This is a genomic window from Nocardia aegles, assembly GCF_052545135.1.
In genome coordinates this window covers 45,655-67,002 of record NZ_JBQWRI010000006.1, presented here as the reverse complement: position 1 = coordinate 67,002, position 21,348 = coordinate 45,655, and the positions used below count along the sequence as shown (strand labels likewise).

The window sequence follows — 21,348 nt, the reverse complement described above, 5'->3', positions numbered from 1 at the left end:
AATTCCGGATTCGGCTCCTAGGCTTCGCATTCATGTCATCTCGTCGTCACCACGCTCCGACAGGGTGCAGCGCGTGAACCACCTGCGGATACACCGGTGCCGCGCACTCCACCTTCTCGTCTCTCTGTTGTTGCTGCCGGCGCTGCCCGGCTGCGCGACCGGCGGCGCGGGCACGGTGGGCACCGAGCAAAGCCAGCCCGTCCCGACCACCGTGGCGATCCCGGCCGCGGCGGCCCCGCCCACCGATGCGCTCGCACCGCATCCGCTCGATCTGCTGCCGGGGATGCCGCCGCCGCTCTCCCCGACCGACGTGTACCTGGCCGATCGGCAACTCAGCCCCGCCGTGGCCGACCATCGCCCGCTCGTCTACGTGCCCAACAGTGAGTCGAACACGGTCTCGGTGATCGATCCGGCGACCTTCCAGGTGATCGACACCTACTCGACGGGTGGCTCGGAACCGCAACACGTCGTGCCGGCATACGACCTGCAGACGCTCTACGTCACCAATGATCTGCCGATCGGCGGGGGCAGTCTGTTGCCGATCGACCCGCGGACGGGCAAACCGGGTGAACCCTTTCCCGTGCGCGATCCCTACAACATGTACTACACGCCGGACGGCCGGTACGCGGTCGTGGTCGCGGAGGCGGACAAGTCGCTGGATTTCTACGATCCGCGAACGTGGCAGAAGGTGCACGCCATGGCGGTGCCCGACTGCGCCGGAGTCGATCACATGGACTTCACCGCCGACGGCCGGTTCGCCCTGGTGTCGTGCGAATTCAGCGGCCGCATGCTGGTTTTCGACGTGGCCGAGCGCACGGTCGTCAAGCTGGTCGACCTGCCCGGCGGTCGCTCGGGCATGCCGCAGGACGTGAAGCTGTCCCCGGACGGGCACACCTTCTTCGTCGCCGACATGACCGCCGACGGCGTCTATCTGTTCGATGCGCACACCTTCGAGAACACCGGATTCGTGCCGACCGGCAAGGGAACACACGGCCTCTACGTCACCCGAGATTCCACGCAGATGCTCATCACCAACCGGCATGAGGGCAGCATCTCGGTGTGGGACTTCGCGGCGAACGGGCTGGTGCGCACGTGGTTCGTGCCCGGCGGCGGCAGTCCCGACATGGGCAATATCTCCGCCGACGGGCGTGTCTTCTGGGCGTCCGGCCGACACCACGGCGAGGTGTACGCCATCGACATCGTCAACTGGACTCTGCTGGCTCGCATCCCGGTCGGGAAAGGTCCACACGGCCTCACCATCTGGCCGCAGCCGGGCCGCTACTGCACGGGACACACCGGCGTGATGCGCTGATCTGGCGGTTGCCGCCCTGGTCGTCGCGGGTTCGGGAAACCGATCGGTCAGGACGTGACCGGACGCAGCCCCAGACCGTCTTCGACGAAGCGGTGCACCGACCTCGACCCGGCGTCCAAGGCGGCCTCGTAGCCCGGGCGCGCCCATCCGCTCACCCGCGCGGTGCCGTCGCCCGCCGGTGTCACGCCGATTTCGGCGACCAACTCCGCCGTGGTCGGTTCGCAGACCGCCCAGGAGAAGTGCGTCTCGTCCGCCCAGCCCGCACCGCGCCGGGCCACGTAGTCCGGTTCGGTGATGCCACCCGCGGCCAGGGCCGGGCGGTCATCGATGCGGTCGTCGGCGCGCAGGGCGCGCAGATACCAGGCGCCCGCGTTGATCTCGATCGGCTCCATCAGTATCCGGCCGTTCCGCAGCGCCGATCGCGCGGCGCGACCGGGACACCTGCGAGCGCTGCGCTGAATTCCGCGACGCAGGCCTCCCTGCCCGGGACATGATCGGATGGTCGCGTCGTCGCTGTCGCGTGTTTCGCGGTACCGACGCGGATTTCGGGTAACTCGATCATGAGCAAGAGGCTAGCGGGAGGTTCATCGGAGAGGCTCGGCTCGCCACCCAGCGAGTTCGACGACGGCCGGTACATCGATAGAATGGCCCGCCGTGCCCACCGCGTGCCCGCTGGGGAGGAAGAGCAGAGGGCGTTCAGACGGCCGGGAGGACGGCGGACAGTGCCGTGCGGACGGCTTGGCGGCCGATGCGCAGGCCCGCGGCCAGCAGCGGTATGTCCCGGGCGGCGCTGTTGATATCGGGGGAGCCGAGGGGCGGGTGGATCTGCAATACCGAGTCGCCTAGTTCGGCGAGCGCCCGATCTTCGATGTCTTGTTGACGGGGGCGTTCCAGCCAGGCCCGGTACGCGCCAGGGGCTACGGCGCGCATATAACCGCCACCGACGATCTGATGCAAGCGCGACGCGGGCGGGCGCCGTTCATCCACTCGCCGGGTGCGCAACACCAAGGCGAGGGTGGCTCCCGCGCGGACCGCGGTGCGGATCGGGACGGTCTCGGAGAGACCTCCGTCGAAGAACGCCGAGCCGCCCAGCGCGACCGGTGGCCCGGCCAGGATGGGCAGGCCCGCCGACGCGCGCAACGCGCGCATGAGCGTCTTCTTGTCGGTGATGTGCGGATGCAGGTCGACCGATTGTCCGGTCCGGATGTCGGTGGCGATCGGATGGAACGTCGTGGAATTGGCCAAGATCGCCCCGAAGTCCATCGGTTCGATGCCGTCGTACACCTGGTGCAGCAGATACCTCAGGTCGAATGCCGGGCGCCCGCGCAGGAGCCGGGCCGGGGCGATGGCGCGGCGCATGATCTCGGGATCGGTCCACGAGCGCATGCCGCGGATCGCGCGCCCGCACAGCAACCAGGCGCCGTTGATCGCACCGGCCGACGTGCCGTACACGGCGTCGAATACCCCGGCGAGCCCGAGTTCCTCCAGCGCGGCCACCATGCCGCTGGAGTACACGCCCCGGCTGCCGCCCCCCTCCACCACCAGCGCCAGCCGGTGGCCGTCGGCACGGCAGCCGGTGGCACGACGCGCGCGGATCACCTCCGCTACGGGGGAGAAGCTTGTCGAGCTGATCACCGGATCACGATACGACACCCGGTATGCGTGTCGGGTCCAGCGGCGTGACGATGGAGGGACCGCCGCGTGAACAAAGGTGCGGGCGCGGACCTCCTGGTCCGCGCCCGCCCGGATACCGGTACTACTTGATCTCCGCCAGAACGGTGCCCTGCGTGATCGCCGCGCCCGCCTCGACGGACAGGCCGGTGACCACACCCGCCTTGTGCGCGTTGACCGGGTTCTCCATCTTCATGGCCTCGAGCACCACGATCAGATCGCCCGCCTCGACCGACTGGCCCTCTTCCACGGCGACCTTGACCACGGTGCCCTGCATCGGAGCGGTGACCGCGTCACCGGAAGCCGCGCCGCCGGCCGCGCCGCCACGCTTGCGCGGCTTGGGCTTCTTGCGGATCACGCCCGCGCCGTTGCCCGCTGCTCCGCTCGCCCCGGCGCCGACGGTGAAGTTGCCCGGCAGTGACACCTCGACCCGGCGGCCGCCGACCTCGACGACGACCTTCTGCCGCGGCGCCTGCTCGTCCTCGTCGGCCGGGGCGCCCGCACCCGCGAAGGGCTCGATGGTGTTGACCCACTCGGTTTCGATCCACTTGGTGTAGACGTCGAACTTCTCGCCGTCACCGATGAACGCCGGGTCTTCGACGATCGCCCGGTGGAACGGGATGACCGTGGCCAGACCGTCGACCTGGAACTCGGCCAGCGCGCGCCGCGCCCGCTCCAGGGCCTGCGTGCGGTTCTCGCCGGTGACGATCAGCTTGGCGAGCATCGAGTCGAACTGCCCGCCGATCACGCTGCCCTGCACCACGCCGGAGTCCACGCGGACACCGGGGCCGCTGGGCTCCTTGTATACGGTGACCGGGCCGGGAGCGGGCAGGAAGTTGCGGCCCGCGTCCTCGCCGTTGATGCGGAACTCGAAGGCGTGGCCGCGCGGCGTCGGGTCCTCGGTGATCTCCAGTTTCTCGCCGTTGGCGATGCGGAACTGCTGACGCACCAGGTCGATGCCCGCGGTTTCCTCGGTGACCGGGTGCTCGACCTGCAGGCGGGTGTTCACTTCGAGGAAGGAGACGGTCTCGCCCTGCACCAGGTACTCGACGGTGCCCGCGCCGTAGTAACCGGCTTCCTTGCAGATGGCCTTGGCCGAGGCGTGGATCTTCGCGCGCACCTCGTCGGACAGGAAGGGCGCGGGGGCCTCTTCGACGAGCTTCTGGAAGCGCCGCTGCAGCGAGCAGTCGCGGGTGCCCGCGACGATGACGTTGCCGTGCTGGTCGGCGATGACCTGAGCCTCGACGTGCCGGGCCTTGTCCAGGTATTGCTCGACGAAGCACTCGCCGCGACCGAAGGCGGCGGTCGCCTCCCGGACGGCTGAGTCGAACAGTTCCGGGATCTCCTCGATGGAGTGCGCGACCTTCATGCCGCGGCCACCGCCACCGAACGCCGCCTTGATGGCGACCGGCACGCCGTACTTCTTCGCGAACTCGACGACTTCGCTCGCGTCCTTGACCGGGTCCTTGGTGCCCGCGGCCATCGGCGCCTTCGCGCGCTCGGCGATGTGCCGCGCGGTGACCTTGTCGCCCAGGTCGCGGATGGACTGGGGGGAGGGGCCGATCCAGATCAGCCCGGCGTCGATGACGGCCTGGGCGAAGTCGGCGTTCTCGGAAAGGAAGCCGTAACCGGGGTGGATGGCGTCGGCGCCGGACTTCGCGGCGGCGTCGAGGATCTTGTCGAAGACCAGATACGACTCGGCCGAGGTCTGCCCGCCCAGGGCGAAGGCCTCGTCGGCGAGTTCGACGAACGGGGCATCGGCATCCGGCTCGGCGTAAACGGCGACGCTGCCGATACCGGCGTCCTTGGCTGCCCGGATCACGCGCACGGCGATCTCGCCTCGGTTAGCTACGAGTACCTTTGTGATCCGCGCGCTGGCATGGCTGGGCACTGAGCCTCCTGTGTGCATTCTTCTGGTCGCTTCGCCGGGGGGTGGGGTCGCTGTGCGTGCTCCGCTCCCGTAATCGACAAACTTACGTCTCGGGCGAGTGTAGGCAGTCTGCCAACAACCGCCGAACTCGGCTAGCCCTACCGAACAGTAGGTCGCGGATCACACGGCACGCGCCCTGCGTTCATGATCGCACCCCGCGCTACCTGCTTCGCGTGGGTCGCGACCCACCGCGTGCGGGTACTTCGCCGGGTTCGTCCCCCGTGGCGATCGGCATTCGCACCGAGTTGCCCCACTCGATCCACGATCCGTCGTAATTGCGTACGCCGTCACGCCCGAGCAAGTAGGTCAGGGCGAACCAGGTGTGGCTGGATCGCGCGCCGACACGACTGTAGACGATCACCTCCTGCGGGCCGGCCAACGCGTGGTAGATGTCGTCGAGTTCGGTGCGGGACCGGAAACGTCCGTCGGCGGCGAGAGGCGCCGACCAGGGGATGTTCGACGCGCTGGGAATATGGCCGCCGCGCAATGCCGTGCCTTCGGGATCGGCCGGTCGGAGCACCGGCGTGCCGGAATACTCCTCGGCCGAGCGCACATCGAGCACCGGCTTGCCGAGGTGGGCGAGCACGTCCTCGCGGAAGGCGCGGAAGGTGCTGTCGTCACGGCGCACGTCCGGATAGTCGCCGCGTACCGGGTAGTCGGGTTCGAACGCCGTGTCGCGTCCCTCGGAGATCCACGCCGCGCGGCCGCCGTCGAGCAGACGCACATCCTCGTGCCCGAACAGGGTGAACACCCATGCCGCGTGCGCCGCCTGCGTGTTGCCGTGATCCCCGTAGATCACAACTGTGTCGTCACGATCTATACCTTTCGCGCGCATCAGTTCGGTGAAGCGGGTTCCGTCGATATAGTCGCGCGTGACCGGATCGTTCAGATCGCTTCGCCAATCCAGTTTGGTGGCGCCCGGAACGTGCCCGATGTCGTAGAGCAGTGTGTCCTCGTTGGCCTCGATGATCTTGAGTCCCCGCGCGCCTATGTTTGCCGACAGCCACTCCGTGGTTACTAGTCGGTGAGGGTGTGCGTAGGAACCGAGTGAGGGATGAGGGTCCGGAGCGACGGGCACGGTGTTTGGGTCCTTCACGCATGGGTGGACGGCGGTGACAGCGGTTCGATGTCTCACAAGGAGCGTAGTTGTGGGGCGACAGTGACTCTCGTTTCAGATCACAAATCGGATGAGGGCCATTAAGGGGCACCTACATCCGATAAAGTCTCCCGGGAGGAGGGGTGAGCTATGTCCGATTCTTGGCCGCGGCGGCGACTGCTCGCGATCCTACGTGGCGCCAGTGAGCCGCTCGACGCCCAGGAACTGGCCAGAATCACCGGACAGCACGTCACCACGGTCCGGTTCCATCTGGATGTGCTCACCCGAGAATCCCTCGTCCGGCAGTTCCAGCAGCCGCCGCGGGGTCGCGGTCGGCCGCGCATCGGATACAGCGCGGTGCAGCGATCGGTCGGCTACCAGGATCTGGCGCAGGTGCTCGCCGACCAGCTCGCCCCCGATCCCCGGCGCAGGGCGGAGGCGGCGAATGCGGCGGGCCACGCCTGGGGCAGCCGACTCGACGTCGGTGACCATCGGGTGGAGTCGTTGGAGGACGCCAAGGACCTCACGATGACGCTTCTGTCGGAACTGGGTTTCGCGCCCGAGCGCGACCCTTCCCCGGTGAACGAGGGGAAGGTGCTGATCCGGATGACGGCGTGTCCGCTGCGCGAGCTCGCGCGCACGCACGCCGAAGTGGTCTGCGGTGTGCACCTCGGCCTGCTCGAGGAGGTGCTGCACCGCGGCGGTGCGCAGGGGACCGTCGACGTGCGGATGCATCCGTTCGTGGAGCCGGAGCTGTGCGTGGCCCGTCTGGAACTCATCGCGGCGCAGCGCGCCGACGCCCAAGAGGCCGCGAAGGTGCCTCCCGGCGGTGACGCCGAGGCGTTGACCACGCCGTCAGGCCGTGTGGCCCCACAGCTGCGTAACGCCGATCCCAACATCGCCAAGCAGTCGGCGCAGCAGTGGTAGCCCGATGCCGATGACGCTGGACGGGTCGCCATCGATGCGGTCGACGAACCAGCCGCCGAGCCCGTCGAGAGTGAACGCGCCGGCCACCTGGAGCGGCTCGCCGGTCGCGATGTAGGCGTCCAGCTCGTCCGGCTCCGGCTTGGCGAAATGCACGGTGGTGCTGCTGCAGTCGACCGCCTCGGCGATGATCGCACCGTCGCGCATCCGCACCACGCAGTGACCGGTGACGAGATCCGCGCTGCGCCCGGCCATGTCGCCCCACCGGGCGCGCGCCACCTCGGGGGTGTGCGGCTTGCCCTGCAACTCGCCGTCCAGCAGCAGCATGGAATCACAAGCCACCACAACGCAATCGGCGGCGAACTCCGGAATCGCGGCGGCAACGGCCCCCGCTTTGGCGCGCGCCAGCTCCACCACGACTCCCTGCGGAGGCGTGCCTTCGGGGAGGGCGGCGGCGACCGCGTCCTCGTCCACGGCGGAGACTCGGACGATCGGGTCGATGCCGGCCGAGCGGAGCACCTGCAGGCGGGCCGGGGAGGCGGAAGCCAGGATCAGTCGCGTCACCCGTGCAGGTGGGACAGATGGGCGAAGGAGTACGGGGAGAACGGCGAAGCACCGCGATGCAGCAGCGCCGGGCTCCCCCACAGGTCCGGCGGGCCCGCGGGCCCGGCCGGCGCGGCGCTGTTCGCGGCGGCGGACAGCACGCACACCAGCGCGGCGAGTTCCTCGTCGGTCGGCGAGCCCTTCACGACACGGAAGAACGGCTCCGGGGTGGCCTCGGCGGATTGCGCTGCCGCGTTCGAGTCGGTGGACGCACCGGCTTCGTTCGCGATCGGGTCGACGGTGAGATCCAGTTCGACGGCGCTCAACACATCTTCTTCTGCCACGGTCGTCACAGTGCCAGGTCCTCTCTTCGCCTTGATCAGCGGAACTGATCAGGCTGTTCCCGTTTTCCGACAAGTTATGGATGAAGCAACTGTCCTCGGACGCACTCATTGCCTCTCTGCAACAAGCCGGTATACGCCAGGGTAAGTGCTACCGAGACCGATGCCACCCTTGGTTGCGCGGCCTATCGAGCGTATCGCTCGATCACAGCGGGATGTTGCCGTGTTTCTTCGGCGGCAGGGTCACCATCTTGCGTTCGAGCAGACGCAGCGCGGAGACGATCTGGCCGCGGGTGTGCGACGGCGGAATGACCGCGTCCACGTAGCCGCGCTCGGCCGCGACGTACGGGTTCACGAGCGTGTCCTCGTACTCGTTCTGGAGCTCGAGCCGCAGCGCATCGACGTCTCCGCCGTCTTTGGCAGCCTGCTGGAGCTGCTTGCGGTAGACGAATCCGACGGCGCCCGAAGCGCCCATGACGGCGATCTGGGCGGTCGGCCAGGCGAGGTTGACGTCGGCGCCCATGTGCTTGGAACCCATGACGTCGTAGGCGCCGCCGTAGGCCTTGCGGGTGATGATCGTGATTTTGCCCACAGTGGCTTCACCGTAGGCGTAGAGCAGCTTCGCGCCGCGCCGGATGATGCCGTTGTACTCCTGCCCGGTGCCGGGCAGGAAGCCGGGAACGTCGACCAGGGTGATGATCGGGATGTTGAACGCGTCGCAGGTGCGCACGAAGCGCGCGGCCTTCTCCGAGGCGTCGATGTCGAGGCAGCCCGCGAACTGGGTGGGCTGGTTGGCCACGATGCCGACGCTGCGGCCGTCGATCCGGCCGAAGCCGACGATGATGTTCATCGCGCGCTCGGCCTGCACCTCGAGGAACTCGTCGTCGTCGAGCAGGCGACGGATCACCTCGTGCATGTCGTAGGGCTGGTTCGGCGAGTCCGGGATGATCGTGTCCAGCTCGAGGTCCTCGTCGGTGAGCGAGTCCTCGATCGCGCCGTCGATCGGGTCGGTGGCCGGGAAGCGCGGCGCCTCGGCCCGATTGTTGCTCGGCAAGTAGGACAGCAGGTCCTTGACGTAGTCCAGGGCGTCCTGCTCCCCGGAGGCGACGTAGTGCGCCACACCGGACTTGGTCATATGCGTGTGCGCGCCGCCCAGGTCCTCCATGGTGACGTCCTCGCCGGTGACCGTCTTGATGACGTCCGGGCCGGTGACGAACATCTGGCTGGTGCCGTCGACCATCACGACGAAGTCGGTCAGCGCGGGGGAGTACACGTGGCCACCGGCGGCCGGGCCCATGATCAGCGAGATCTGCGGGATCACGCCGGAGGCCTGGATGTTGCGGTGGAAGATCTCGCCATAGAGACCGAGCGAGACCACGCCCTCCTGGATGCGCGCGCCCGCGCCCTCGTTGATGCCGATCAGCGGGCGGCCGGTCTTCAGGGCCAGGTCCATCACCTTGACGATCTTCTCGCCGTAGACCTCGCCGAGGCTGCCGCCGAACACCGTGACGTCCTGGCTGAAGATGCAGACGTCGCGGCCGTCGATGGTGCCGTAACCGGTCACCACGCCGTCGCCGAGCGGCCGGTGATTCTCCAGGCCGAAGTTCACGCTGCGGTGGCGGGCCAGGGCGTCGAGTTCCACGAAGGAGCCTTCGTCCAGCAGGGCGAGGATGCGCTCGCGGGCGGTCATCTTGCCCTTCGCGTGCACCTTGTCGACCGCGGCCGCACCCATCGGGTGCTTGGCCTCTTCCAGCCGATTCCGCAGGTCGGCCAGTTTCCCGGCGGTGGTGTGGATATCGGGGGCGCCCGCGGGACCTGATGCGGGCTGCTGCTGGACACTCGTCATGGCTTCGGAGTGTAACCAGTGCCACTGCGTCCTTCTAACCCAGACGGGGCTACCCACCGGTAAAAGCCGCAGCTAGATCAAATTTTCGAGGCGAAATTCCTGGTCGGTAGCGGGGTTGGGGAGCGACCTGGCCGGGGAGCGTCCGCACGGCGAGTAGCCTGCCGGTGTGCAGAGGCCACCGTTGGATGCAGGGCAGTTGCGGCGCAGTGCCGCCGAGTCGCCCGAGCTGTCGTTCTTCTCGCGGATCGACGTGCTGGAGTCGACCGGGTCCACGAACGCGGATCTGATCGCGCGGGCGGCCGATCCGGACGCCGACCGTGTGGTTCTGCTCGCGGAAACCCAGGTACAGGGCCGGGGCAGGCACGCGCGGACCTGGGTCAGTCCGCCCCGGGCGCAGTTGGCGATGTCGGTGCTGGTGCGTCTGCCGGGGATCGGCCCGGCCTCACTCGCCTGGCTGGCGCTGCTGACCGGCGTCGCCGTGGTCGACGCGCTGCGGACCACGGCGGACGTGGCCGCCGAACTCAAGTGGCCCAACGACGTGCTGATCGACGGCCGCAAGGTCGCGGGCATCCTGGCCGAGGTCGCGGCGAGCGGGGGCGGCGCGCCCGCCGTCGTGATCGGGCTCGGGCTCAACGTGAGTCTGACCGAGGAAGAACTGCCGGTGCCGCATGCCACCTCACTGACCATCGCGGGCGCGCGGCAGACCGATCGCACGGTGCTCGTGCGCTCGCTGCTGACCGAATTCGCCCGCCGCTTCACCGCGTGGCGCGCCGCGGACTGGGCGACCGACGAGCTGGCCGCCGCCTACCGCGAGCGGTGCGCCACGATCGGCAACGAGGTCCGCGCCGAGCTGCCCGGCGGCCGGATTCTCACCGGCATCGCCGAGGGCGTCGACGACTACGGCCGCCTGCTCATCGGCGGCGAAGCGCTGTCCGCGGGTGACGTCACGCATCTCCGCGCCCAGTACTGACGTCTCCCGGCGCGACGGCGGGTCCTCCTACGCCCACGGCCCGGCAGTGCGTGGCCCCGCCTCGGTGCCTCGCACTGCGCTGACCGCTGCGCTCGTCTGCCTCGATTTCCACCGACCTCGCGGCGTGGGTGGTCCGATTCGCCCCTGCCGACGTGCACGCCAGGGGCGGACAGGTGCTGCTGTCCGGTCCGTGCGGTGCGAGCGGATCGTGGGCGAGAAACCGCGGCTCAGACGGGCTGGGCGATGCCGCGGGCGGCATCCCGGGCGAGTGCGCGATCGCGCTGCTCCTCGAACTTGATCACGTCCTTGCCCAGCTTCTGCAGGAATTCACCCAGCTCGTCGCGCGACTGCTCGCCGCGCGGCCCGAAATCCGAGCGTTCGAAGACGTTCCACTGCTTGAGCACCGGCTCGATGACCTCCTCCAGGTGCTGGCGCAGATCGTAGATGCCGTGCTTGGCCATCAGCACGCCGTAGCGGCGGAAGTTGGGCATCCCCGCGCCGGGCATCAGGAAGTTCTCGATGATCCTGGTGATCGCGGGCAGCGCCTGGTCGGGCACCAGATCCAGCGCCGCGCCGCACAACGAGCGATAGAAGATCATGTGCAGGTTCTCGTCGGCGGCGATGCGCTGCAGCAGCCGGTCGGCGACGGGGTCGTCGCACGCCTTGCCGGTATTGCGGTGCGATACCCGAGTGGCCAGTTCCTGGAAGGTGACGTAGGCGACGCTCGCCAGGAATCCCCCCCATCCGTCCGGTGACCGGACGCCGTTGCTCATGTGGATCATCCGTGCCTGTTCCAGGGCAACCGGATCGACGGCGCGGGTGACGACCAGGTAGTCGCGCATGGCGATGCCGTGGCGGTTCTCCTCGGCGGTCCAGCGGTCCACCCACGTGCCCCACGGCCCGTCCTCGGAGAAGTTCTGCGCGATCTCTCGATGGTAGGAGGGCAGGTTGTCCTCGGTGAGCAGGTTGGTGATCATCGCTACCCTGGCGACCTCGCCGAGCCGGGATTGCTCCGGTTCCCAGTCCACGCCGCCCAGGGCGGCGAAGTTGCGGCCCAGGCTCCACGGCACGTAATCGTGCGGATTCCAGTCTTTCGCCATGGACAGGTGCCGATCGAGATTCTGTTCGGCGACGGGTTCGAGTTCGGCCAGGATCTGCAGCGGGGTCAGGTCTTTGGTCACGCGTTCCTCCACGGTCGTAATCGGCGATGATGGTGAGCCGGGCGTTGCGCGATACAGACAGCACTGCGCGGAATCGTCACACGCATGCCTGCTGATTGTGCGGCAGAACGCGCTGCGGTGTCAGCCGTTCCGGCAGATGGACGCGGTAGGGTTCCTGATATGGGTTATCCCGAGGATGTGCTGGCGCCGGACGAACGGTTGCTGCTGCATCGCCACCCGCATTGGAAGATGCTCTTCTGGCCGATCGTGACGCTCATCGTGGCCACGGCTCTCGCGGGTTTCACAGGGGGACTCATTTCGCAGAAAGCCACCGGCACCACCGCCTCGGCGCTGCTCATCGCGGTGCTCGTGGTGTATGTGGTGATTCTCCTATGGCGTTGTGCTGTACCGATTATCAGCTGGAAGTCGACGCATTTCATCGTCACCGACCGGCGCGTGCTGATCCGTCAGGGCGTGCTCACCCACAGTGGAATCGACATTCCGATGAGCCGGATCTCCAGCGTGCAATTCCGGCACGGGCTGTTCGATCGGATGCTCGGCACCGGGACGTTGATCATCGAGTCGTCCTCCTCGGAGCCGCTGGAGTACGACGACATCCCGGCGGTCCAGCAGGTGCATTCACTGCTGTACCACCAAGTGTTCGAGGTGGAACGTCATCGGGACGGGCGCGACGAGCGCCGGGACGACCGCCGCAGCTACCGGTGAGCCCGTAACCTGGGCGTATGACCGCTGTACTGCTGGCCGAGGACGACGATGCCATCGCGGCCCCGTTGTCGCGCGCGCTCGGCCGCGAGGGCTACTCGGTGACCGTCGAGAGCTTCGGCCCCGCCGTGCTGCAGCGGGCTCTCGAAGGCGGGCACGACCTGCTCATTCTCGATCTGGGACTGCCCGGCATGGACGGGCTGGAAGTGTGCCGTCAGGTGCGCGCCCGCGGCGCGGATCTGGCCGTGCTGATGCTCACCGCGCGCACCGACGAGGTGGATTTCGTGGTGGGGCTGGACGCAGGCGCCGACGATTACGTCGGCAAGCCGTTCCGGCTCGCCGAGCTGCTGGCCCGGGTGCGAGCACTGTTGCGGCGCAGCGGAATCGGTGACGATACGGTCGAGGTGGGCGGCATCCGTCTGGAACCGGCCGCCCGGCGGGTACTGGTCAACGGCGTCGAAATCGGTTTGGCCAACAAGGAATACGAGCTGCTCAAGGTGCTGATCGATCGGGCCGGTCAGGTGGTGGCGCGCGAGACCATCCTGCGCGAGGTGTGGGGTGACGCGGAGTTGCGCGGTTCCAAGACGTTGGACATGCACATGTCCTGGCTGCGCCGCAAGATCGGCGACGAGGGTCCCATGGCCGAACGGCGCATCGTCACCGTCCGCGGTGTCGGATTCCGGTTGAACACCGACTGACATGCGCCGCCGGATCCTACGGTCCATGCTCACCGTGCTGACCCTCACCACGGTGGTGCTCGGCGTGCCGCTCATCTACACGGCGTGGTTGTGGGTGGAGGACATCACCCGCAACGACCTGCAGAACCGACTGGATCGGATCGCCGGGGAGATCATCGCGCAGGAACGCGACGGCACGGTGGCCGGCGAGCTGGATATCCGGTCGGTGGCGCCGCTGGTGCCCGAGAACGGCAAGCTCACCATCGTCTACCCGTCGCAGCGGGACAACGCCGTCCGCCGCGACGTCGGCGTGGCCGAGGTGCCCGACCCGCTGGTCGAGTCGCTGTCGATGGGCAAGTCCGCGTCGCTGCGCCTGGAGGTGCCGTCCGCGCCGATGCACGCCATGCAGCGCCAGGCGGTCGCGGTGGTCGCGCTGGCGGTGCTCGCCTCGCTCGGCGCGGCGGTCTCGGTCGCGGTGGTCACCGCCCGGCGGGTAGCCGATCCGCTGCGCGACGTGGCGGCGCGCGCGGCCCGGCTGGCGATGGGGGATTTCCGGCCCGATCCGCGCAGGCACGGCATCGCGGAACTGGACCGCGTCTCCGACGTGCTCGACTCGGCGACGGTGGAGATCGCCGGCCGACTCCAGCGCGAGCACGCCCTGGTGGCGGACGTCTCGCATCAGCTGCGCAGCAGGCTGACCGCCGTGCGGCTGCGCCTGGACGAGCTGTCCGCGCACGCCGATCCGGAGGTGGTGCACGAGGCCGAGGAAGCCATGGCCCAGGTCGACCGGCTCACCGACGCGATCGACGACCTGGTTCGCGCCTCCCGCGACGAGGACGCGGCCGATCGCGATCCGGTGCCCGTGATGGACGAGTTGCGCGGCGTCGTCGCCGAATGGAAACACCCGTTCACCGAGGCGGGCCGGACGCTGACGCTCACCGGAGACGAGTCGTTGCGCGCCCCGATCACGGGTTCGCGGTTGCGCGAGGCGGTGGCGGTGCTGGTGGACAACGCTCTCATGCACGGCGGCGGTACCTGCACGGTGTCGGTGCGCTCGGTACGGCCGGGGGCCGATCGCGAGCCGCTGGTGTGCGTAGAGGTGGCCGACGAGGGGCACGGAGTGCGCGACGAGCTGGCGCCGCACATCTTCGACCGGGGTTTCTCCGCGGGCGGTTCCACCGGTGTCGGGTTGGCGCTGGCGCGGGCGCTGGTCGAGGCCGACGGCGGACGGCTGGAATTGCAACGGCGCAGGCCCGCGCTGTTCGCGGTGTTCCTCGGGTCGAAGGCCCGTCCGGCCAACGCGGTGGTGGCCGAACCGCGCTGACTCAGCTGCGGCCGAGTTCCTCTTCCACGAGATCCACGAATTCCGCTTCGAGTTCGCTCATTTCGTCCGGGAAGACCCAGCGGCGCATCGCCCAGAAACGGAACGCCATCTGCAGCAGATTGCCGATGATGAAGGCGCTGACGAAGTCGGCGATGTTCTCGACCGTGAAGCTCACGTTGGGTTGGCGCAGGTCGAAGATATAGCTGGAAATCCACAGCGGAGTGAAGGCCAGGACGACGCCGACGCCGCTGACGACGAAGAACAGCAGCGCTTCGTGATGACGTTCCCGCCCGCCGCGATTCTTGAACGACCATTCCCGGTTCAGGATGTAGGACGCGATCACGGCGATGACACCCGAAATGATCTTGGCCGTCACCGGTTTCTCCGCGAGCACCGTCCACTTGAGCATGTAGAAGATGCCGCTGTCGATCACGAACGTGGTCGCGCCGACGATAGCGAACTTGATCAATTCCCGCTGCCGGTACGCGACACCTTGCAGCGGCTTGGGAAGGACGCTGACCACGTCGTCGACGAATGACACAAGACCGGAGTGTACCGGTCGCTGTGATTTGCACCGGACATGACAATATTGTCCGACGTGAGCGCACGTTCCTTCGACCCATCGGCCCTGCCCACCGTCACCATGATCGGCGGCGGCCAGCTGGCGCGCATGACCCACCAGGCGGCGATCGCGCTGGGCCAGCGGCTGCGCGTGCTCGCCGAGAACCCCGACGACCCGGCCGCCCAGGTGAGCCCGGAGGTGGTGCTCGGCAGCCACACCGATCTGACCGCGCTGCGCAAGGCGGCGGTCGGCTCGCACGCGCTGACCTTCGACCACGAGCACGTGCCGACCGAGCACCTGGAGGCGCTGGTCGCGGAGGGCGTCAACGTGCAGCCGCCACCGCAGGCGCTGGTCTACGCGCAGGACAAGCTGGCCATGCGCACCAAACTGAGTGGGCTGGGGCTGCCCGTGCCCGCGTTCACGCCGGTGACCTCGGTCGAGGACGCGGTGCGCTTCGGCGACGAGCACGGCTGGCGGATCGTGCTGAAGGCGGTGCGCGGCGGCTACGACGGGCGCGGCGTCTGGATGCCCGAGGCCGCCGACGCGGCCGCGGCGATCGTCGGCGACCAGCTCGCCCGCGGTGTCCAGCTGCTGGCGGAGGCGAAGATCGACCTGAAGCGGGAGCTGTCGGCGATGGTGGCCCGCTCGCCGTTCGGACAGGCGGCGACCTGGCCGGTGGTGGAGACCGTGCAGCGCAAAGGGCAGTGCGCTGTCGTCATCGCGCCGGCACCTGGTCTGCCGGAGGACATGGCCGCCGCGGCGGAGACCATGGCGTTGCATCTCGCCAGGGACCTGGGTGTCGTCGGCGTCATGGCGGTGGAGCTGTTCGAGACCATCGACGGCGAGCTGCTGGTGAACGAGCTGGCCATGCGCCCGCACAACTCCGGGCACTGGGGCATGGACGGCGCCCGCACCGGCCAGTTCGAGCAGCATTTGCGTGCCGTGCTCGACTACCCGCTCGGCGACACCGCGCCGCTGGCGCCGGTGACCGTGATGGCGAACATTCTCGGCGCGCCGCAAGCCCCGGCGATGTCGATGGACGAGCGGCTGCACCACCTGTTCGCCAGGATCCCGGAGGCGAAGGTGCACCTGTACGGCAAGGGTGAGCGCCCCGACCGCAAGATCGGGCACGTCAACATCCTCGGCGACGATGTGGCCGAGGTCAGGGAGAAAGCCGAGCGCGCGGCGCACTGGATGTCGCACGCGATTTGGACCGACGGATGGGATCCGCATGAGTGAGGAACTGGCCATCGCCCCCGCGGTCGGCCTGATCATGGGCAGCGACTCCGACTGGCCGACCATGGAGGCCGCCGCGCAGGCGCTGGCCGAATTCGGGATCCGCTTCGAGGTGGGCGTCGTCTCGGCGCACCGCACGCCGCAACGCATGCTCGACTACGCGCGGTCGGCGGCGGGCCGCGGGTTGAAGGTGATCATCGCCGGCGCGGGCGGCGCGGCGCACCTGCCCGGCATGGTCGCCTCCGCTACTGCGCTGCCCGTGATCGGCGTGCCGGTTCCACTCAAATACCTCGACGGTATGGACTCCCTGCTGTCCATCGTCCAGATGCCCGCGGGCGTGCCGGTCGCCACCGTCTCCATCGGCGGCGCCCGCAACGCGGGCCTGCTCGCCGCCCGCATCCTCGCCGCCCACGACCCGGCCCTGCGCACCCGCATGGAACAGTTCCAAGCCGGACTCGAGCAGATGGTGCTGGAAAAGGACGACGCGCTGCGCACCAAACTCTTGGGCTGAGCGGTCAGCGGTCAGCGGTCGCGCCTGCGTCGTAGACGACAACGAAGGCCATGGTCAGATGCCGAGATCTCGGCCGAGTCCCGCCAATTCGTCCATCGCGGCTCGACTCTTGGCCTCGGCTCGCCACTGGTACTGCTTCAGGTCGTCGTATCGGATCCGGCGGTGCCGCCCGACCAGGCGAAAGGGAATCTCGCCTGTTTCCAGCAGCGTCACGACGTAGGGGCGCGACACGTTCAGCATGTCCGCCGCCTGCTGCGTAGTGAGTTCGGCATGCAGAAACTGACCCACGTCGATTCCCGGACCCCGCTCACCTTGCGGTGAACCACCGGCCCCACTGTTCGAGGAGTGGACATGACCACGCGGACACCGGCCTGGCTCGGCTCGGCAGCACGCTGTGCCCGGTCAGCGTGCTGCGCGCACGCCGTGCCGCCACCGGCTCCACGGACTTCGGGGTACGCGCACGGCACCGGGCGACATCATGTCGCAACCCTCGGGAGCTGACCCGCGTCGAAGCCGAGCGGGGCATACGGCGGTGGAACACGAAAGGTTTCGGTGTGGGGGACTCGCGGCTATCGGCCGCTGACTACCGTGTGAGTTCGTGACTACAGGGGATATCGCTCGGACGCGGGGAGACGACGACACCGCGCATTTCCGGCTCACGGTGGTGGATCAGGCGCTGCGATTGTTCGCCGAGAAGGGGTACGAGGCGACAACGGTCGACGAGATCGCGGAAGCGGCGGGCATCTCCCGGCGAACGTTCTTCCGGCAGTTCCGGTCGAAAGAAGACGTGATCTTCGCCGACCACGAGTCGCAGCTGGCGCAGGCGGCGGAGTTCCTGGCCGCGTCGCGGGAGGACCCGTGGGAGGCGGTGTGCTCGGCGGTGGTGCAGGTGTTCGAGCGGTTCACGCAGTGGCGGGAGATCGCGGCACGGCGCTACCAGGTGGTCCGACGGGTGCCCGCGCTGCGGGAGCGCGAGATCGTGACGGTGTTCCGCTACGAACGATTGTTCACCGACTACCTGCGTGAGCGGCTGCCCGACGTCCCCGATCTGGCCCGGGTGCAATTCACCGCCGCCGTGACGGCGACGCACAACTATCTGCTGCGCCGGATGGTGCGCGGCGAGTCGGACGCGGGCGCCGCGGACCTGCGGATGGAGCTGGCCGCCATCCCGCGAGGGGCTGGGCGCGCCGCGAACGCCGACGAGTTGGTCGTCGCGGTGTTCCCCCGCGATGTCCCGCCCCGGCAGATCGCCGACCTGCTGGTCCGCAAGCTCGGTTCGTTGTGATCCGGAGCTAAATGCGACGTATCTGACACTGAGTGCCAGATCATTGACGCACTTGGTCGAGTTGCTGGCGAGTATTATCGTTGATATATGGCACTGAGTGCCGACTTGCTGCTTTTGATCGAGGGAAAGCGGCGCCGACCACCGACGATCAGGAGTGAAGCCCGATGGCGGGAAACCCGGATTTCGACCTGTTCAAGCTCGAGGACTTCCACGACGAGCTGCGCGAAGCGATCCGCGGCCTCGCGGAGAAGGAGATCGCCCCGCACGCCAAGGACGTCGACGGCAACTCCCGCTTCCCGGAGGAGGCGCTGACCGCGCTCAACGCCTCCGGCTTCAACGCCGTGCACGTGCCCGAGGCCTACGGCGGCCAGGGCGCCGACTCGGTGGCCACTTGCATTGTGATCGAAGAGGTCGCGCGCGTCTGCGGTTCGTCCTCGCTGATCCCGGCCGTCAACAAACTCGGCACCATGGGCTTGATCCTGAACGGCTCCGAGGAGCTGAAGCACAAGGTGCTGCCGGACCTCGTCAACGGCGCGATGGCCTCCTACGCCCTGTCCGAGCGCGAGGCGGGCTCCGACGCGGCGAGCATGCGCACCCGGGCCAAGCCGGACGGGGACGACTGGATCATCAACGGCTCCAAGTGCTGGATCACCAATGGCGGCAAGTCCTCCTGGTACACCGTGATGGCGGTGACCGACGCGGACAAGGGCGCCAACGGCATCTCGGCGTTCATGGTGCACTCCGGCGACGAAGGCTTCGTGGTCGGCCCGCTGGAGCACAAGCTCGGCATCAAGGGCTCGCCCACCGCGGAGCTGTACTTCGAGAACTGCCGGGTGCCGGGTGACCGCATCATCGGCGAGCCGGGCACCGGCTTCAAGACCGCGCTGCAAACCCTCGACCACACCCGCCCCACCATCGGCGCGCAGGCCGTCGGCCTGGCCCAGGGCGCGCTGGACGCGGCCATCGCCTACACCAAGGACCGCAAGCAGTTCGGCAAGTCCATCGCCGACTTCCAGAACACCCAGTTCATGCTCGCCGACATGGCGATGAAGGTCGAGGCCGCCCGCCTCATGGTGTACACCTCGGCCGCCCGCGCCGAGCGCGGCGAGCAGAACCTCGGCTTCATCTCCGCCGCCGCCAAGTGCTTCGCCTCCGACGTCGCCATGGAAGTCACCACTAACGCCGTCCAGCTGTTCGGCGGCGCCGGCTACACCACCGACTTCCCGGTGGAGCGCATGATGCGAGACGCCAAGATCACCCAGATCTACGAGGGCACCAACCAGATCCAGCGTCTGGTGATGAGTCGCGCCCTGCTGAAGTGAGTTTTCCTGGATCGCAGGATGTTCGAGCGATGAGCCGATCCTGAGTTGGCTCACGTTTCGTCGGTGGATGGTCAGTCATGGCTGTGACCTGCCGGTTCTCGTCGTGATCGAGCGGGTTTCACGCACTAACGTGGCCGGTTTGGGCTCGGCGAGTGGCGTTTCCGCAGCTCCAATTCTTACCAACGTCGAGAGTGACAACCTGCAAAACCGTTGTACGGCTGGAGGTAACGCTTGGTACTGTGTTCTCGGCCATGGAGTAGCTCAGTTGGTAGAGTATCGCCCGTCAAGTCGAAGGACGCTGGTTCGATTCCAGCCTCTATGGCCCCTTCTCGACGTGCCACTCGGGTGACACTTCTGGGCCGCTTTCAGCCGTCTCCAGGCCGTGGGGGTCTTGGAACGCCGAAGAACTGGGCAGAACTCCAAAGATGTTCCTGCCCAGTTCAGAGTGTTATTCGGTTGTGTTTCGCCACGTGGTCGGAAATGCCGGAGAAATCACCCAGATCTACGAGGGCACCAACCAGACCCAGCGTCTGGTGATGAGCCGCGCCCTGCTGAAGTGAGTTTTCCTGGATCGCAGGATGTTCGAGCGGTGAGCCGGTCGCGCACGGACGACTACTCATCGGTCGCGAGTTATTCCGCGTGCCCGGTCTTGTCCGTGTCCGGTGCCGCCACGCACAATGCTCGGGGCTTGGCCGGGTGGCTGCCGCACCGCAGCTTGTGGATGGTGCGCTTGCCCCAACCACAGAAGTCTTTCGACCTCCGACAGATGCCCTTTCTCGTCCAGTTCCTTGAACGCGGCGTTCCTCGCCTCGTCCAGCGCCTTGAACTCCGCTTCGCGTTCCTTCTCGGCTGCCGCTGCGCGTGCCTCGGCTGCTTCGCGCTGCACGCTGGCGGCGTCGGCGGCTTCTCGGGCCGCTTGTTCTCCGGTGTCGATGGTTTCGAGTTCTTGATACTGGCTGGGCACCGGGAATTCCTGCGCCACCCGTTCGGCGGCTTCTCGTTCGATCCGAGCCCGCTCACTTTCCGGCGCCTGGCGTGCTTGCCGCGCTCGCTCGGCTTCTGCTCGGGCCTGCCGGTCGCGTTCGACCCGTTGCGGGGCGTCTACTCGGCCACGCGCGGCGGCTTCCCGGAACTGCTGGACTGTACGGAATTTTTCGGCTCGCTCTTGTGCCCGCACCATCTGGCGAATCTTCGCCAGTCTTTCACGCGCCCGGTCGGCCCGTTGCAGCTCGTACGGCCGGATCAATTCCAATTGCATGGATGCCAGCGATCGGCCGAGTTGTATAGCGCGGAGGGCGTCAGCGCGGGAAATGATCACGTGCTGGAATTTGTCACCGAAATCACGTGCCATGTCCCGCAGGTCTTCGCGGACTTTGTCAGGAACCTTCTCACCGGCCACCGTTTCCCATCGCGAATGAGTAATGCGGCCGGTCGACACACCCACCCGCGACATCTCCGCGAACAACCGGATGTCTTCGGGCAGGTCCGGACTGGTGAGGAACGTCCAGCGCTGCGAGCGCGGATGCGTCATCACCGGCCCGGCCTGCTGACCCGTTCGGTCCATCCACGCTTTGACTTCCGAGCCGATGAACGCGGGCATCATCACCCCGCACACCCGGCCCGCGCGTAGCGTGATCCGCCCCAGATGCGGCGGATGGACTTCGGCGGGCAGATCACACACCTGCCGGTAGAAGTGACACACCGACAACGGCGTCTGCCCAGCCTGTTTCGATGAATTCACGAACAACTCCCCTCCTCGATGCACTGGTGTGCACCCGACGCCGAGGCCGAACCGCCTGGCTACGCGCCATCGCGCAACCAGCAAAGGCCGGGATGAGGACCGGCGACACCCGGCGTCGGGGCTGAATCCAGGCTCTGCGCGTGGGGCAATGCTCACAATGGCAGTACTGAGCAG

Annotated in this window: 21 protein-coding genes and 1 tRNA gene; 11 read left to right on the top strand and 11 right to left on the bottom strand. The window is 67.8% G+C overall.

Annotation, left to right across the window (positions count from 1 at the left end; all coding sequences use genetic code 11):
* Positions 1 to 127 precede the first annotated feature (127 nt).
* Positions 128 to 1,312 (top strand): YncE family protein, encoded by a 1,185-nt coding sequence (locus ACT89H_RS18300; RefSeq protein ID WP_445109841.1) that lies wholly within the window; start codon positions 128 to 130, stop codon positions 1,310 to 1,312.
* 47 nt (positions 1,313 to 1,359) lie between these two features.
* Here the strand turns inward: ACT89H_RS18300 and ACT89H_RS18295 are convergent, their stop codons facing one another.
* The 4 genes from ACT89H_RS18295 to ACT89H_RS18280 form a co-directional block, all read right to left on the bottom strand.
* Entirely contained in the window at positions 1,360 to 1,704 is a 345-nt protein-coding gene (locus ACT89H_RS18295; protein ID WP_445109840.1) for a hypothetical protein, read from the bottom strand.
* Positions 1,705 to 2,008: 304 nt separating this feature from the next.
* Positions 2,009 to 2,947, bottom strand: a complete 939-nt coding sequence (locus ACT89H_RS18290) for a patatin-like phospholipase family protein (protein WP_445109839.1) — start codon at positions 2,945 to 2,947, stop codon at positions 2,009 to 2,011.
* A gap of 121 nt (positions 2,948 to 3,068) precedes the next feature.
* Complete coding sequence (locus tag ACT89H_RS18285) at positions 3,069 to 4,874, bottom strand: acetyl/propionyl/methylcrotonyl-CoA carboxylase subunit alpha (protein WP_445109838.1); 1,806 nt, start codon at positions 4,872 to 4,874, stop codon at positions 3,069 to 3,071.
* 199 nt (positions 4,875 to 5,073) lie between these two features.
* Positions 5,074 to 5,991: a sulfurtransferase gene (locus ACT89H_RS18280; RefSeq protein ID WP_445109837.1), complete on the bottom strand. Its 918-nt coding sequence runs from the start codon at positions 5,989 to 5,991 to the stop codon at positions 5,074 to 5,076.
* Positions 5,992 to 6,159: 168 nt separating this feature from the next.
* Between ACT89H_RS18280 and ACT89H_RS18275 the strand changes: the two genes are divergently transcribed.
* Positions 6,160 to 6,936: a helix-turn-helix transcriptional regulator gene (locus ACT89H_RS18275; RefSeq protein WP_445109836.1), complete on the top strand. Its 777-nt coding sequence runs from the start codon at positions 6,160 to 6,162 to the stop codon at positions 6,934 to 6,936.
* Here the strand turns inward: ACT89H_RS18275 and ACT89H_RS18270 are convergent.
* The 3 genes from ACT89H_RS18270 to ACT89H_RS18260 all read right to left on the bottom strand — a co-directional run bounded on the left by ACT89H_RS18270 (position 6,865) and on the right by ACT89H_RS18260 (position 9,663).
* The gene (locus ACT89H_RS18270; protein ID WP_445109835.1) at positions 6,865 to 7,497 is read right to left on the bottom strand and encodes a nucleoside triphosphate pyrophosphatase; all 633 of its coding nucleotides are present in this window, start codon (positions 7,495 to 7,497) and stop codon (positions 6,865 to 6,867) included. The genes ACT89H_RS18275 and ACT89H_RS18270 overlap by 72 nt on opposite strands.
* Positions 7,494 to 7,820 carry an acyl-CoA carboxylase subunit epsilon gene (locus ACT89H_RS18265; protein WP_445109834.1) on the bottom strand — a complete coding sequence of 109 codons (327 nt, stop codon included), beginning with the start codon at positions 7,818 to 7,820 and terminating at the stop codon, positions 7,494 to 7,496. Before ACT89H_RS18265 ends, ACT89H_RS18270 begins: the two co-directional genes overlap by 4 nt.
* A 202-nt stretch (positions 7,821 to 8,022) precedes the next feature.
* Positions 8,023 to 9,663, bottom strand: coding sequence for an acyl-CoA carboxylase subunit beta (locus tag ACT89H_RS18260; protein WP_445109833.1), 1,641 nt, complete (start codon positions 9,661 to 9,663; stop codon positions 8,023 to 8,025).
* A gap of 166 nt (positions 9,664 to 9,829) precedes the next feature.
* Here ACT89H_RS18260 and ACT89H_RS18255 point away from each other — a divergent pair, with 166 nt between their 5' ends.
* Positions 9,830 to 10,633 (top strand): biotin--[acetyl-CoA-carboxylase] ligase, encoded by an 804-nt coding sequence (locus tag ACT89H_RS18255; RefSeq protein ID WP_445109832.1) that lies wholly within the window; start codon positions 9,830 to 9,832, stop codon positions 10,631 to 10,633.
* Positions 10,634 to 10,860: 227 nt separating this feature from the next.
* Here the strand turns inward: ACT89H_RS18255 and ACT89H_RS18250 are convergent, their stop codons facing one another.
* Positions 10,861 to 11,814, bottom strand: coding sequence for an acyl-ACP desaturase (locus tag ACT89H_RS18250; RefSeq protein WP_445109831.1), 954 nt, complete (start codon positions 11,812 to 11,814; stop codon positions 10,861 to 10,863).
* Between the two features lie 159 nt (positions 11,815 to 11,973).
* On the opposite strand from ACT89H_RS18250, the gene ACT89H_RS18245 reads away from it, so the two are divergent.
* The 3 genes from ACT89H_RS18245 to ACT89H_RS18235 are packed head-to-tail and all read left to right on the top strand — an operon-like array spanning position 11,974 to position 14,517.
* Positions 11,974 to 12,519 (top strand): PH domain-containing protein, encoded by a 546-nt coding sequence (locus tag ACT89H_RS18245; RefSeq protein WP_445109830.1) that lies wholly within the window; start codon positions 11,974 to 11,976, stop codon positions 12,517 to 12,519.
* A 17-nt stretch (positions 12,520 to 12,536) separates the two neighbouring features.
* Positions 12,537 to 13,214, top strand: coding sequence for a response regulator transcription factor (locus ACT89H_RS18240; RefSeq protein WP_040865082.1), 678 nt, complete (start codon positions 12,537 to 12,539; stop codon positions 13,212 to 13,214).
* A 1-nt stretch (position 13,215) separates the two neighbouring features.
* Complete coding sequence (locus tag ACT89H_RS18235; RefSeq protein ID WP_445109829.1) at positions 13,216 to 14,517, top strand: sensor histidine kinase; 1,302 nt, start codon at positions 13,216 to 13,218, stop codon at positions 14,515 to 14,517.
* 1 nt (position 14,518) lies between these two features.
* On the opposite strand, the gene ACT89H_RS18230 is transcribed toward ACT89H_RS18235, so the two are convergent.
* Positions 14,519 to 15,058, bottom strand: coding sequence for a GtrA family protein (locus tag ACT89H_RS18230; RefSeq protein ID WP_445109828.1), 540 nt, complete (start codon positions 15,056 to 15,058; stop codon positions 14,519 to 14,521).
* Positions 15,059 to 15,097: 39 nt separating this feature from the next.
* Between ACT89H_RS18230 and ACT89H_RS18225 the strand changes: the two genes are divergently transcribed.
* On the top strand, positions 15,098 to 16,318 hold the full coding sequence (locus tag ACT89H_RS18225; RefSeq protein ID WP_445109827.1) for a 5-(carboxyamino)imidazole ribonucleotide synthase: 1,221 nt from the start codon (positions 15,098 to 15,100) through the stop codon (positions 16,316 to 16,318).
* Entirely contained in the window at positions 16,311 to 16,826 is a 516-nt protein-coding gene (gene purE, locus ACT89H_RS18220) for a 5-(carboxyamino)imidazole ribonucleotide mutase (RefSeq protein ID WP_445109826.1), read from the top strand. Before ACT89H_RS18225 ends, purE begins: the two co-directional genes overlap by 8 nt.
* A gap of 54 nt (positions 16,827 to 16,880) precedes the next feature.
* Here the strand turns inward: purE and ACT89H_RS18215 are convergent, their stop codons facing one another.
* Entirely contained in the window at positions 16,881 to 17,114 is a 234-nt protein-coding gene (locus tag ACT89H_RS18215; protein ID WP_445109825.1) for a helix-turn-helix domain-containing protein, read from the bottom strand.
* Between the two features lie 310 nt (positions 17,115 to 17,424).
* Between ACT89H_RS18215 and ACT89H_RS18210 the strand changes: the two genes are divergently transcribed.
* The 3 genes from ACT89H_RS18210 to ACT89H_RS18200 all read left to right on the top strand — a co-directional run bounded on the left by ACT89H_RS18210 (position 17,425) and on the right by ACT89H_RS18200 (position 19,755).
* Complete coding sequence (locus tag ACT89H_RS18210; RefSeq protein WP_445109824.1) at positions 17,425 to 18,111, top strand: TetR family transcriptional regulator; 687 nt, start codon at positions 17,425 to 17,427, stop codon at positions 18,109 to 18,111.
* A 164-nt stretch (positions 18,112 to 18,275) separates the two neighbouring features.
* On the top strand, positions 18,276 to 19,433 hold the full coding sequence (locus tag ACT89H_RS18205; RefSeq protein ID WP_445109823.1) for an acyl-CoA dehydrogenase: 1,158 nt from the start codon (positions 18,276 to 18,278) through the stop codon (positions 19,431 to 19,433).
* A gap of 250 nt (positions 19,434 to 19,683) precedes the next feature.
* Positions 19,684 to 19,755, top strand: a tRNA-Asp gene (locus ACT89H_RS18200).
* Positions 19,756 to 20,049: 294 nt separating this feature from the next.
* Here the strand turns inward: ACT89H_RS18200 and ACT89H_RS18195 are convergent.
* On the bottom strand, positions 20,050 to 21,174 hold the full coding sequence (locus ACT89H_RS18195; RefSeq protein WP_445109822.1) for a hypothetical protein: 1,125 nt from the start codon (positions 21,172 to 21,174) through the stop codon (positions 20,050 to 20,052).
* Between the last annotated feature and the right edge of the window lie 174 nt (positions 21,175 to 21,348).